Annotated in this window: 12 protein-coding genes and 1 pseudogene; 11 read left to right on the top strand and 2 right to left on the bottom strand. The window is 49.8% G+C overall.

Annotated elements, in window-relative coordinates; all coding sequences use genetic code 11:
* Positions 1-654 precede the first annotated feature (654 nt).
* The 7 genes and pseudogenes from MTP39_RS13635 to MTP39_RS13605 all read left to right on the top strand — a co-directional run bounded on the left by MTP39_RS13635 (position 655) and on the right by MTP39_RS13605 (position 5,435).
* Positions 655-885 carry a replication initiator protein A gene (locus tag MTP39_RS13635; protein ID WP_256468826.1) on the top strand — a complete coding sequence of 77 codons (231 nt, stop codon included), beginning with the start codon at positions 655-657 and terminating at the stop codon, positions 883-885.
* Between the two features lie 223 nt (positions 886-1,108).
* On the top strand, positions 1,109-1,291 hold the full coding sequence (locus tag MTP39_RS13630) for a hypothetical protein (protein ID WP_005945116.1): 183 nt from the start codon (positions 1,109-1,111) through the stop codon (positions 1,289-1,291).
* Positions 1,292-1,384: 93 nt separating this feature from the next.
* Entirely contained in the window at positions 1,385-3,010 is a 1,626-nt protein-coding gene (locus tag MTP39_RS13625; RefSeq protein ID WP_223383313.1) for a recombinase family protein, read from the top strand.
* Positions 3,011-3,131: 121 nt separating this feature from the next.
* Positions 3,132-3,572 (top strand): hypothetical protein, encoded by a 441-nt coding sequence (locus MTP39_RS13620; RefSeq protein WP_005929376.1) that lies wholly within the window; start codon positions 3,132-3,134, stop codon positions 3,570-3,572.
* 164 nt (positions 3,573-3,736) lie between these two features.
* Positions 3,737-3,871: pseudogene (locus MTP39_RS13615) on the top strand (DUF4367 domain-containing protein); the annotation flags it as partial.
* 628 nt (positions 3,872-4,499) lie between these two features.
* Positions 4,500-4,886, top strand: coding sequence for a hypothetical protein (locus tag MTP39_RS13610; RefSeq protein WP_223382614.1), 387 nt, complete (start codon positions 4,500-4,502; stop codon positions 4,884-4,886).
* A 9-nt stretch (positions 4,887-4,895) separates the two neighbouring features.
* On the top strand, positions 4,896-5,435 hold the full coding sequence (locus MTP39_RS13605; protein ID WP_015564577.1) for a hypothetical protein: 540 nt from the start codon (positions 4,896-4,898) through the stop codon (positions 5,433-5,435).
* A 79-nt stretch (positions 5,436-5,514) separates the two neighbouring features.
* On the opposite strand, the gene MTP39_RS13600 is transcribed toward MTP39_RS13605, so the two are convergent.
* Positions 5,515-5,763 (bottom strand): DUF6061 family protein, encoded by a 249-nt coding sequence (locus MTP39_RS13600; protein WP_015564576.1) that lies wholly within the window; start codon positions 5,761-5,763, stop codon positions 5,515-5,517.
* 535 nt (positions 5,764-6,298) lie between these two features.
* The gene (locus MTP39_RS13595; protein WP_249240935.1) at positions 6,299-7,165 is read right to left on the bottom strand and encodes an AraC family transcriptional regulator; all 867 of its coding nucleotides are present in this window, start codon (positions 7,163-7,165) and stop codon (positions 6,299-6,301) included.
* Positions 7,166-7,462: 297 nt separating this feature from the next.
* Between MTP39_RS13595 and MTP39_RS13590 the strand changes: the two genes are divergently transcribed.
* The 4 genes from MTP39_RS13590 (at position 7,463) to MTP39_RS13575 (ending at position 12,856) form a co-directional block, all read left to right on the top strand.
* A complete protein-coding gene (locus MTP39_RS13590; protein ID WP_249240934.1) occupies positions 7,463-8,740 on the top strand; it encodes an ABC transporter substrate-binding protein in 1,278 nt (425 codons plus the stop codon).
* A gap of 23 nt (positions 8,741-8,763) precedes the next feature.
* On the top strand, positions 8,764-9,648 hold the full coding sequence (locus MTP39_RS13585) for a carbohydrate ABC transporter permease (protein WP_249240933.1): 885 nt from the start codon (positions 8,764-8,766) through the stop codon (positions 9,646-9,648).
* Positions 9,649-9,651: 3 nt separating this feature from the next.
* Complete coding sequence (locus tag MTP39_RS13580; protein ID WP_117506307.1) at positions 9,652-10,488, top strand: carbohydrate ABC transporter permease; 837 nt, start codon at positions 9,652-9,654, stop codon at positions 10,486-10,488.
* A gap of 109 nt (positions 10,489-10,597) precedes the next feature.
* The gene (locus MTP39_RS13575) at positions 10,598-12,856 is read left to right on the top strand and encodes an alpha-galactosidase (RefSeq protein WP_249240932.1); all 2,259 of its coding nucleotides are present in this window, start codon (positions 10,598-10,600) and stop codon (positions 12,854-12,856) included.
* Positions 12,857-12,862 lie beyond the last annotated feature (6 nt).

Below are 12,862 nucleotides of genomic sequence, written 5' to 3'. Positions count from 1 at the left end.
CCTACCTATTGAGAGGATTTTTTCAAAAGCGGAGATTTGGTCTCAAGAATTACAATTCAATTACAAGTTTCTCACCAATGCTACGAAACAGGCGTTCTCGATGCCTACCAAGTGTAGGGCATCTTTTTCAAGACCATTCTCGGACTATTATGACGTTTTGTTTACAAAATTGCTTGCAATGCTACGAAATGGCCTTTTTCATCGGCTACCAAGTAGAAGGATGTTTTTCGTCCGTCAAAGTCCAGAAATCTTCCATATGTTCCTTGACAAGTGAATAGTTCAATCGTCCGGTACTTCACAAAAGGTACTTCTGTAACTCGCAGCCCGGTCATAACGAAGACGGGGTGGCTGAAATGCCAATGGTGCGGTGCAAGCCCGCCGCCGGACGATTCCCCACTCCTAGGGAAGTCGAGGACCAATATGGGAGACCTTAACTTATTAACGCAGTTGAGCACTTGTTTCGTGCTTTTCTGCGACTGGAGAATTGGAACCCTCCAATTCTCGTTACATACTCTTTGTTCCTGATTTCTGCTTCAGCTGGAGGTGATCAACATTTCAGAATATCTTACCACGCAAACTCCGCTGCCGCCGTTTCTCCCATACCCATGCTTCCTTTTGGAACTTGACCTGAGTCAGACTGCAAAAATGACTTAAGTGTTGCTACTCGACCGTGCCACACTCTCGCAGAAAAATCTCTGGATAGATGAACGTGGATTCGTGTTTGTCATTTTTACGATTTGCTCTTTGGCTGAGCAGCTAGGGCGCAGCACTGTCAGTGTTTCCAGTGCGCTTAAGGAATTGGACGCTGCGGGATTGATTGAGCGCAGACGAACGCGGTTTTCTTCGCCCAATCACATCTTTGTGAAAATTCCAAATGTTGAATAGTTCTGCGTTTTTCACGATTCAAGAACCGCCAAAATCACGATTCTGTGATGCAGATTCTTAATGGCATCTGCAAAAGATATTTTTCCTATGCAGTATAGCAGCCTTTAAGACTGTATCGAAGAAAACTTTCACCTAACCAACGTAATAAAACAAAAAGAGAAAAACGAATAGAATCCATCCATTCCTTTCCGTATTTGCACCACATGAATGAGGAGGTCTGCCCTTGAACAAAGAAAAATCTGAGAAGAAGCCCACCACACGCAAACGTGCGCCGAGAAGTCCGAAGTCCGTGCGCCTGATCGTGGAACGCCATTATATCGGCAATGTGCCGATGAATACGCTTTTTCAGCGGCTTGTGGAAGAAGAAATTCGTAAAACTGCCGAATCGTATCTCGCCGCTGGCTAATTGGACGTTTTACTGCGGAAAAGGGCTTGCATCGTCACGCAGTATCCGCTACAATGTGATTGATGAGGTCTCTTTTCCATTATGGAGGTACACATGGAAAAGGACAAAAAAGTAACTGCTTTATACTGCCGACTGTCAAAAGATGACGGTTCAAACAGCGAAAGCCTGAGCATCCGCACTCAAAAGTCAATGCTTATGGAGTATGCCACACGCAACGGTTTCGGGAATTGCCAGTACTATGTTGATGATGGTTACAGCGGTACGAACTCTGACCGCCCTGCCTTTCAGGAACTTCTGGATGATATCCGGGAAGGAAAGGTGGCAACAGTCATTACCAAAGACCAGTCCCGACTTGGACGCAACCACATCGAAACCGGAACGTATATGGAAATCTTCTTTCCTGAACACGGTGTCCGCTATATTGCAATCAACGATGGTTATGATTCCAACGAGCAATCTCAGATGGATATTGCCCCGTTCCGAAACATCATCAATGAAATGTACGCCAAAGACACTTCCCGAAAGATCAAGAGTGCCCTTCGGACACGCAAGAAAAGTGGAAAGTATATCTCCAGCGGCGCACCGTTTGGCTACCAGAAAGACCCTGCCGACCACAATCACCTTGTGATCGACCCGAACACCGCCCCCGTTGTTGAGTATATCTATTCAATGGCAGAGGAAGGGCTGGGGCTTCACCGCATCGCCAAGCGGCTCCACGATGAAAAAGTCTTGAAGCCGTGTTACTACAAGAAAGAGATGTTTGGCCGCTTTATTGATGATGAAAAGATGTATGATTGGGACAGTGCCTATATCAGTCAGGTTCTGCACAGCCCAGTCTACGCCGGACACATCATCTACGAAGCCAAGCCCACCGTGTCCATGAAATCCAAAAAGCGGCGTTATATTCCGTTTGAAGAACGCGCTATCGTTCCGAATACACATGAAGCAATCATCCCACAAGACCGTTGGGAGAACGTGCAGCGAATCCTTTACAGCCGTTCCAGTAGTTTTATGTGCGATAAGACCGACTACGACAATATCTTCAAAGGCATCGTCCGCTGTGCAGACTGCGGCAGAACGATGTTAGTCAAGGTCGAGCACAGGCGCAAACGTAACAGTGTTCTGGATCAGACCTTTTATTGTTGCAGCACTTATCGGAAATATGGTGCGAAAGCCTGTGACTCGCATAATTTGGAAGCCCGTGTTCTGCATGAAGCTGTCTTTGCGGACATTCAGGCACACGCAAAGGCCGCTGTGAGCAATCGGGAAGCCCTTGTGAAGAAGATTGCAAATCAGATGCACCTCCGGGTGTCCTCTGACCGGGCGCAGCACAAACGGGATTTGAAGCAGTGTAAAGCACGAATCGCAGAAATCGAAGACCTGTATGCAAAACTTTATGAGGACGTATCAAAGGGACTTCTCCCGGAGAAACGTTTTCAAATGCTTGCAGATCGCTACGACAAAGAACAGGCTGAACTGACCGAGAAGATTGAGCAGTACGAGCGGGAAGGCCGTGCTGAACACGATCAGCTGGACAAGATTCAGGATTTTATTGATGAAGTCAGCAAGTACGCTGGTATCACCGAACTGAACTATAAGATTCTGCATCAGCTGATTGACAAGATTCTGGTATCCAGAGCGGAAAAGGTCGATGGCGAATACGTCCAGAAAATCCAGATTTTCTACCGCTTTATCGGCCCATTGGATGCCATCGAGTAACAAAGTCAGAAAAGTCACCTCCGAGAACTATCCTACAGATAATGGGTATAAAAGCCACGATTCTTTAGAGTCGAAAGAAAAGAATCGTGGCTTTGTACGTTTGAATTATGGAGCAAGCCAAATGAATAAGAAATTGGAATTTTTTAGCAGTATGGCGGTTGCCTTTATAGTTTTGATATTGGTCTTTCTTTGCATTCGTTTTTCAGGTCAGGGAAAATTTGCTACACATGGAGGAACCAATCCGTCTGATGTAAAATGTATTTATACTTCAGTTTGGCCGGATAATGAATACACTAGGCTTATTTGTGAGCCGGAAAGTGGAACGATAGAATATATATTGGATGGTTCTAATGCTGGGTATTATGCAATCTTTTATAATAATATCTCTGAAGAAGAAATACAAAAATATATTGACCAATTGAAAACCTTAGGATACGCTGAAGAGGCATCGGCTTCAGAAAGCGTTTCGACAGGCGTTTTGCTAAGAAAAGATGAAACATGGATAAGCATTGCATACTCAGAGGGAGGATTTGGAATCCGGATTTCAGTAGAAAAATCCTGAATAAAAGAGATGCTGGGGAATCCCGGTTATCCCTATGATGCAGTGGAAAGAAAATGGATTGCTCAATATTGGAGGCTCCAACCACAGCTTCTTTGTTGAAATGTTAATCAGTTAGATACCGCCAGACGGTTTATTTAGAACGAGGTTAAGTTGGAACAGCCGATGCCACACTCGGAACAAACAATAGCGGAGGCCGTACAAGATATGTGCTAGTATGGGAGAAAGATGGCATATCACATACGATCATTGGAAAGATACCGCGTGAAGAGATTCTAAAAATTGCAGAGAGCATTTCCTAACTGGCTGAATTTTTGCCCACACGCTTGTAATTATTTACAAATGTGTGGACACTTTTTCGTTGAAGCGTCCAAAGCTGACAAGATTTTGAACTTTTTTCAAAAAAGCTGTCACAAACGCAGTGTGAGCAACGTTGACTAAGCAAAAGCTCCTGGGGGAGTGTACAAAATGGAGGTTATTCATTAATCAAAATGACGAAAGAAGAAATCATTTCCATGCTATCAAAGGAATTGAACAGTGAATGGACGAATGGAGTCACATGTTTGATGGTGGAAAATTCCGATAGCTATATTCCAGTAATAGTTCATCACAATAAAAATGAACTTATTGTTGAAGTAGGAGAACAAGACAAGAAGATTTACCGCATCGGACGAAATGAGCTAAATAAAACATCTTAGTCATCACCAAAAAAATCATTGAAATCAGTCACAATTTGACGCATAGAATATGAATTCAAACTTGATATGAGGTGATTCCAATGCAGAAAAAATAGAACACATATTTCGAAAATATTGCTACCATCAAACTGTCAAAGAATACAAGTCAAACGGTTCTTTGATTCGTTCTAAAACGGATTACTATCAGGCTATTGGTGGTTAAGTCACTCCGTTTGTAAGGAAAGGGTTGAAAATGGATTTTCTTAAACAAAAAGGGCCATTAGCAAGAGAATTCTGCAACACGTTGATTTACATTATTTCGTTAGTGTCATTAAAGCCTTCAAGCCTTCAGAGGGTGTTGACAGAACTTCAATGGAATGGGATGTGGTTCTTTTCTCTGGCATTTTTCGCTGTCATCTTTATGGAAATGCTGTCCGATTTTTTGCTGGTTACAGATCGCTGCACTGCATGGAAAGCATTAAATGGAAATGTCAGCGAAGCCGAATTTCACAATCTTCAGCAGATTGTCCTATGCGAAAATCAGAAAGTTTCCATTGAGAAGAAACTTGCAAGTACGATACTACTGGTTCTGATGATATGTGCAACTGCTGCATTTGTGTGGTTTACCTTTTTGGTATAAGGTTTTGTTATGAAAGAGATAATTATTATACCACATATTGGAATTGGACAATTAAAATTAGGTATGGCACCAGATGAGCTAGAAAAAACTCTTCTGCAAATGAAGAGACAATGGTCGAATTCTTCTAATGAAGCAATGCAAATGGAACGTTGTGCGGAAACCGATGACCCTAATTTGATAACCGGACGATATATGGATAATGATTCGTTCTTTCTAGTGCAGTATCGGAACGGAAAAGCTACTGAAATCGGCATCCAGAGAGATCTGTCTAAAGTTGCGTCAATAAAACTGTTCGGAATGGACATGTTTAATACAACCGCCGAGTGTATTATTGATAGCTTAATGAAAAAGGACAAAGTTATTTGCAACGAAAAGGACTTGCAACTTGGGACGGAATATATTTTTCCCAAAAGTGGAGTCCGACTCTGGAGAGAGCGAGCATTTCATCCCAAATTGTTGAAAGACCCGTTATACATGGAAGAAATGCAGGCGGTATTAGAAGACGAATACCAGTATCAGTATTTTCAGATGGTCACCATAATAGATTGAACTACTAACTAAGAGCCCTCTATTTGTAACGACTGCAAGTAGAGGGCTGTTGATCTGTTTGGAATATTTCAATTAAAGGTCAATCTTCCAGTCTGCCATGGTCGCAGCCAAGTGAAAGGTAGTGTTCAATCTCACCACTCAGCACAAGCTGGGCGTACTCCAATGGCTTATTGTAGAGCAGCCAGTCCAGTTCTGCCCGCTGTGCCGGGGTGTTGCCGTACTCGTCCTCAATGGCAATGCAGTCGATGGCAACAGCAGAGCCGTCCGCAAACTGGGCTTCCACCCGGTTGGTGTCCATATTGTAGTGGCAAGAAAGCAGTTTGTTCATAGTCGTGTCCTCCATGACTTGATTTTGATGTTCGGCCACTCAAACCAATGCCGTCAAGCCGGTGGGGGATAGAGCGATTTTATTTGTCGGGGAGTAAGTGCACGGTTTCTGCACGGATTTTGCACGGTTTCAAAACGTGCAGAAGGTGCTTTTCGTTACAAAATCCGACAAAGGGTGCAGAAATTACTGGGTGAAAAATCACGTTGTCTTGATTAAAAATAACGATGACTCGAAACTTCCATAAATTGAGACGAACCGGCGGCTTGCTCTCTTAATCAGTGGGCCCAGGGTTCGAGTCCCTGGAGGTGCACCACAACAACAAAATCCGAACTTTTTTCCGATAGGAGAAGGGTTCGGATTTTTTGTTTTCTTCGGAAAGCAGAATGCCGCGGTTGCGCAGCAATGGCAAAGCAAAAACAGGATGCGCCCCTGAATGAACAGCACCCCATTTGTCCGACAGTATTCGGTCTGACAAATGGGGTGTTTTTATATGTCGGAAAAACGAAAGGCGTATAGCGGAGAATGAGACCAATTTTTATAGTGCAAAATGCTTTGCACGATAGTCCCGTGGGCTGATGCCATATACATTTTTGAACGCACGGGAAAAGTGGAGCTGATTGGGATAGCTGACCATGGTGCTGATGGTGCTGATGGGCAGGCGGCTTTCGGTCAGCAGCTGTGCCGCCCGTGCCATGCGGTAGTGCAGCAGGAACCCCTGTGGGCTTTCGCCCATGGTATCTCGGAATACCTTGCTGAAATAGCTGCGGTTCAGTCCGCAGACGGAGGAGATATCCTCGATGGAAATATCTTCGCTGTAATGCTGCTCTATGAAAGACAGAGCCTCCTTCATATAGAAGTCCCGCAGGCGGCGGGGACTTTGTGCCTGATGGGAGGCAGAGGACTGTACAAGCTGATCCAGAAACAGAAAGCCGTAGCCGATCTGACGCATGGGGCTGTCCTGACTGTGATTTACCAGAAAGAGCATCTGCTCTTGCAGCAGCTGTCCGGCTTTGGTGCTCGCAGGCGAGTACACCGGGTTCTGTCCGCTGATGCCTGCAAGGTTCAGGGCTTCGTGGGCACGCAGACCGTCAAACTCGATCCATGTGTATTCCCACGGCTCCTGTTCATCGGCACGGTAGGTGGTGACCTGACCGGGAGCAATCAGAAAACCATGCCCGCCCTCGATGGTGTATTCCTGCTCGTTTGCAAGCAGAAGCCCTTTGCCGGAGATGACATAGTGGAACAGATAGTGGTTGCGGGCATAGGGACCATAGGAGTGTAGAGGCTCTGTCTGCTCCCAGCCATATTGGTATAAGTTGAGATCGACGAATCGCTCATCCTGAAACACATGGAACCTGCATTTTGTTTCCGTTGATACGTTTCTTTTTGTACATTCTTGCATACAAGATGCCTCCTGTCCGCTTTTTCTTATTATATACCAAAATGCGTGATGACTTCAACATAATTCGTAGTATTCCTTCAAATTGAGATATAACAAGTCGCATTTTTGCATTTACGAAACTGCTGGCAGATAGTATAATAATGGCACAACAAGAGAAAAGAAACTGTGCAATGTGATGATGCACAAAATTTTCTCGCTGCTTTTGTAAGAGCTGACAAAAGCAGGAAAATCGACCCGGCCGGTGCGACACAGTACGAAGATCACCCTACGGAATAAGGACTTTGGAGGAGAACAAAAATGAAGATCTCTCGCAGACAATTCGTAAAGGCAATGGCGGCAATGAGCGCCGCATCCATGCTGGCAGCCTGCGGCGGCAGCAGCGGCAGCGGTTCTTCCGGCGGCAAGAAGGCACTGACCTTCCAGATCTGGGACGTTGCACAGAAGGAGGGCATGGAGGCTATGTGTGCGGCCTACACCCAGCAGCACCCGGAGGTCAGCATTGAGGTGCAGGTCACCAGCTGGAACGAATACTGGACAAAGCTGGAGGCTGCAGCCACCAGCAACCAGATGCCGGATATTTTCTGGATGCACACCAATGAAATTCTGAAGTACGCTGACAATGGAATGCTGGCAGACTGCACCGACATTGTGGAAAAGGACAAGTTCTCGGAGATCTCGCTGTCCAACGCCATGGGCTCCAACGGTACCCTGTATGCAGTCCCCAAGGACAAGGACACGGTCGGTCTGGTGTATAACAAGGAGATGTTCGATGCTGCCGGTGTTGCTTACCCGGACGAGAACTGGACTTGGGACGATCTGGTCAGCGCATCCGAGAAGATCTACGCTGCCACCGGCAAGTACGGCTATATGGCATACGCCGACGACCAGCTTGGCTACTGGAACTTTGTGTATCAGGCCGGCGGCTACATCCTGAACGAGGACAAGACTAAGGCGGGCTTTACCCAGCCTGCCACCGAAAAGGCAATGAAGTTCTACATCGGTCTCCAGCAGAACGACTGGTGCCCGAACCAGACCTACTTTGCCGAGACCGCTCCCGGCACTGCCTTCTTCTCCGAGAAGGGCGCAATGTTCCTGGAAGGCGACTGGAACATCCTTGCCGAGCTGCAGAACTACCCCGAAATGGTGGGCAAGTGGGATGTGGCTGTTCTGCCCAAGTGCCCCGACCCGGAAAGCGGAGACGGCCGTGCTACCATCTCCAACGGTCTGTGCTACGCGACTGCTGCCAGCAACAAGAATCTGGATACCGTGAAGGATATCCTGAAGTTCTTCGGCAGCGAGGAGGGCCAGCGCATTCAGGGCGAAAGCGGTGCGGCCATCCCTGCCTATCAGGGTCTGGAGGATACCTGGGCAGGCTGCTTTGCAGAGTATCCCATCAATATCCAGTGCTTCATTGAGATGTTTGAGTACAGCATTCAGAGCGTCAACAACGCCTCTCGCCCGGAGTGGAAGAGCAAGGTCAATGATGAGCTGCTGAAGATCTACGCAGGTACCGAGGATATCGACACCGGCCTGCAGAAGATGCAGGACATCGTGGATCAGGCCAGTGCGGGCTGAAAATGCAGCTTGGGAGGAACCAAATGAAAAGCACATCAAAGCTGGGCCGGGATGGGCGTTTCTGGGGGCTGGTCATGGTAGCTCCCACCATCCTCGGTCTGATGATCCTGAATATTATCCCGTTCTTCCAGACCATCTACATGAGTTTTTCCAAGACGAAAGCCTTTGGAGCCTATCAGTTCTGCGGTCTGGAAAACTACCTTGAAATGTTCCGCAATGCGGAATTCTGGAAGGCAAACTGGAACTCCATCTACTTCTGCATCCTCACTGTGCCGGTGGGCGTTTTTCTGGCGCTGATCGTGGCAGTGCTGCTGAACGCAAAGATCAAGGGCAAGACCGCCTTCCGCGCCATCTTCTTCCTGCCCATGGTGGTGGCTCCTGCTGCGGTAGCAATGGTCTGGAAGTGGATCTTCAATGCGGAGTATGGCATTCTGAATCAGGTCCTTGGCACGAACATCCGCTGGCTGACTGATCCCAAGATCGTTCTGGTCACCTGTGCTATCGTTTCCATCTGGAGCTCCATCGGCTACGATGCCGTGCTGCTGCTGTCCGGCATCCAGAACATTTCCCAGTCTCTGTACGAAGCCGCCGAGCTGGACGGTGCATCCAAGATCCGCCAGTTCTTCAGCATTACGCTGCCCATGGTATCGCCCACCCTGTTTGTGGTGCTCATCATGCGGCTGATGGCTTCCCTGAAGGTCTACGATCTGATCTACATGATGGTGGAGCAGACGAACCCTGCGCTGACCAGTGCACAGAGCCTGATGTACCTGTTCTACCGCGAGAGCTTTGTTGCCGGCAATAGGGGCTACGCATCGGCCATTGTGGTGTGGACCGTGCTGCTGATCGGTCTGGTCACGCTGGTGCAGTTCATCGGTCAGAAGAAGTGGGTCAATTACGAGGTGTAAACTATGAATGCCAGTCTGAAAACCAGAAAGAATGTCGTAACGTTCTTTACCTATCTGGTCTTGATCCTCGGCAGCATCAGCATGATCTTCCCCTTTGTATGGATGGTGCTCACCAGCTTCAAGACGCAGGCCGAGTCTATGGCGATCCCGCCGCAGATCCTGCCCTCCCATTGGAATCTGGACAGCTTTGTCAAGGCATTGCAGAGCCTGCCCTTTACCAACCTCTACGTCAATACGGGTCTGCTGATCCTGTTCCGTGTGATCTTTGCGGTGGTGTTCAGCTCCATGGCGGGCTATGCCTTTGCCAAACTGGAATTCCCCTGCAAAAAGCTGCTGTTCGGTCTGGTGCTGATCCAGATGATGCTGCCGAGCCAGATCTTCATTATTCCGCAGTACCAGATGCTGGCAAAGATGGGTGCCACCAACTCCATCTTTGCGCTGGTGTTCCCCGGTCTGGTCAGTGCCTTCGGCACCTTCTTTCTGCGGCAGGCGTATCTGGGCATCCCCAACGAGATCGCAGAGGCAGCGTATCTGGACGGCTGCAACAAGTGGCAGACCTTCGTCAAGGTCATGCTGCCGCTGACCGGCCCCAGCATGGCGGCACTGGCCATCTTTACGGCGGTGTTCGCTTATGCTGACCTGATGTGGCCGCTGATCTGCAACACCGATCTGAACATGATGACCCTGTCTGCCGGCCTTTCCACCCTGAACGGTCAGTACACCACCAACTTCCCGGTGCTGATGGCAGGCAGCCTGCTGGCCATGATCCCCATGGTGATCTTGTACCTGATCTTCCAAAAGCAGTTTATTCAGGGCATTGCCATGACCGGCGGTAAATAAGCAATTCACATTTCTCCTTCATCATAGCCGACAGGCGGGTAGCCGTTCCAATACGACCGCCTGCCTGTCGGCGTTTTTGTTGGAAATAATTCTTTGAGGTGTTGAACCAATGAGCATTCGATTTGATTCCGAGACCCGCGTTTTTGCGTTGGAGACCGCCCATACCAGCTACCACATGAAGGTGGATGCGCTGGGGCACCTGCTGCACCTGTATTATGGTAAAAAAATCGGTACAGGCGATCTGATGCAGCTGTATCCCCGCACAGACCGGGGATTCTCGCCGGATTACTACGCTTACCGCACCCACCGGGGCATTTCCCCGGATCTGCTCCCGCAAGAGTATACCGGCTGCAACGTGGGTGATTTCCGCATCTCCTGTCTGACAGTCGCAGACGAAAAAGGTGCATTCGGTGCGGATTTCACCTATGTTGATCATACAATAGAATCCGGCAAATACTCCCTGACCGGTCTGCCCTGTGCCCACGCAGAGGAAAACGATGCCGAGACCCTGATCGTCCGAATGCAGGACGAAGCCACCGGTCTGACGCTGGAGCTGCTGTACGGCGTGTTTGCACAGCAGGATGTCATCACCCGCGCGGCGCGGCTGACAAACCACGGCGATGCCACGCTGCGGCTGGACAAGGCAGCATCTGCCTGTCTGGATCTGCCCTTTGGCAGATGGGATCTGCTGCATTTCCACGGCAGACACGCCATGGAGCGGCAGCTGGAACGGGAAGCTGTGGGCACCAATATCCAGACCATTTCTTCGGTGCGGGGCAGCTCCAGCCACCACAATAATCCCTTCCTGATCCTCTGCCAGCAGGATGCAACGGAGACCAGCGGTGCCTGCTACGGGGTGATGATGGTCTATTCCGGCAGCTACCAGATGGACGTGGAGCGCTCTCAGACCGGGCTTGTCCGGGTAGTGAGCGGCATTCAGGAGGAGCGCTTTGCGTGGAACCTGAAGCCGGGCGAGACCTTTGACACCCCGGAGGTGATCCTCTCCTTTGCGGCAGAGGGTCTGACCCCGCTTTCCCAGCAGTACCACCGCTTTCTGCGGCGCAACATCTGCCGCGGCCCGTGGAAAGACAAACGCCGCCCGGTGCTGATCAACAACTGGGAGGCCACCTATTTTGATTTCAACACCGAAAAGATCGTAAAGATCGCTGAAAAAGCGGCCTCTCTCGGCGTGGAGATGATGGTGCTGGACGATGGCTGGTTCGGCACCCGGAATGACGACAATCAGGGTCTGGGCGACTGGACCGTGAACTGCGAAAAGCTGCCCGGCGGACTGGACCCGCTGATTGGGCAAGTCAATGCGCTGGGCATGAAATTCGGCCTGTGGATCGAGCCGGAAATGGTCAACGAGAACTCCCGGCTGTACCGCACCCACCCGGACTGGGCGCTGACCCTGCCCGGACGTAAGCCCGCCATGGGACGCAACCAGCTGGTGCTGGACCTCTCCCGCCCGGAGGTGGTGGACTATCTGGCAGAGGCAATCGGTAAGCTGCTGCGGGAGCATCACATCGAGTATATCAAGTGGGATATGAACCGCAGCATGAGCGATGTGTACAGCCGTGCTTTCCCTGCCGAGCAGCAGGGCGAGATCATGCACCGCTATATGCTGGGCGTTTATGCGCTGGCAGAGCGGCTGACGCAGGGCTTCCCGGAGGTGCTGTTCGAGGGCTGCGCAGGCGGCGGCGGACGCTTTGATGCCGGAATGCTGTGCTACTATCCCCAGATCTGGTGTAGTGATGATACCGATGCCATTGAACGGTTGACGATCCAGCACGGCACCTCCTTTGGCTATCCGGTCTGCACCATGGGTGCTCATGTTTCTGCCTGCCCCAACCACCAGACCGGCCGCACGACGCCCATCGACACCCGTGCTGTGGTGGCGATGAGCGGCACCTTTGGCTACGAGCTGGATCTGGGCAAATTAAAGCGCACCGAGTGCACCGCGGTGAAAAACCAGATCAAGCGGTTCAAGCGGCTGAACGACCTGATCCGCACCGGCGATTATTACCGGCTGACCGACCCGGCAGAAAACGCATATTTCACGGCATGGCAGTTTGCCGCAGAGGACGGCAGCGAGGCACTGTTGAATCTGGTGGTGACCCATCCGCAGGCAAATCCCTTGCCCATCCACCTGTGCTTCCGTGGGCTGGAAGAAGACGCTGTGTATGAGCTGGATGGCATCGACTATTTCGGCTCTCAGTATGACCACGACGGCGGCAAAGCCATAGAGGACGGCATTCACAAAGGGATGCGGTTCAGCGGCAGCACGCTGCTGTATGCAGGGCTTGTCCTGCCGCAGCTGTTTGGCGATTACCCCAGCGTGCAGCTTCATCTTACACGAAAAGGATAAAAGGAT

It is taken from the genome of Faecalibacterium sp. I3-3-33 (assembly GCF_023347295.1).
Lineage (GTDB): Bacteria > Bacillota > Clostridia > Oscillospirales > Ruminococcaceae > Faecalibacterium.
This window is presented reverse-complemented; position numbering and strand designations above follow the sequence as displayed.

What these genes read in the sequence shown, in the direction of transcription:
- MTP39_RS13625 (WP_223383313.1), top strand. Translation starts at nt 1,385, where the DNA reads ATGGAAAAGGACAAAAAAGTAACTGCTTTATACTGCCGACTGTCAAAA.
- MTP39_RS13620 (WP_005929376.1), top strand. Translation starts at nt 3,132, where the DNA reads ATGAATAAGAAATTGGAATTTTTTAGCAGTATGGCGGTTGCCTTTATA.
- MTP39_RS13610 (WP_223382614.1), top strand. Translation starts at nt 4,500, where the DNA reads ATGGATTTTCTTAAACAAAAAGGGCCATTAGCAAGAGAATTCTGCAAC.
- MTP39_RS13605 (WP_015564577.1), top strand. Translation starts at nt 4,896, where the DNA reads ATGAAAGAGATAATTATTATACCACATATTGGAATTGGACAATTAAAA.
- MTP39_RS13600 (WP_015564576.1), bottom strand. Translation starts at nt 5,763, where the DNA reads ATGAACAAACTGCTTTCTTGCCACTACAATATGGACACCAACCGGGTG.
- MTP39_RS13595 (WP_249240935.1), bottom strand. Translation starts at nt 7,165, where the DNA reads ATGCAAGAATGTACAAAAAGAAACGTATCAACGGAAACAAAATGCAGG.
- MTP39_RS13590 (WP_249240934.1), top strand. Translation starts at nt 7,463, where the DNA reads ATGAAGATCTCTCGCAGACAATTCGTAAAGGCAATGGCGGCAATGAGC.
- MTP39_RS13585 (WP_249240933.1), top strand. Translation starts at nt 8,764, where the DNA reads ATGAAAAGCACATCAAAGCTGGGCCGGGATGGGCGTTTCTGGGGGCTG.
- MTP39_RS13580 (WP_117506307.1), top strand. Translation starts at nt 9,652, where the DNA reads ATGAATGCCAGTCTGAAAACCAGAAAGAATGTCGTAACGTTCTTTACC.
- MTP39_RS13575 (WP_249240932.1), top strand. Translation starts at nt 10,598, where the DNA reads ATGAGCATTCGATTTGATTCCGAGACCCGCGTTTTTGCGTTGGAGACC.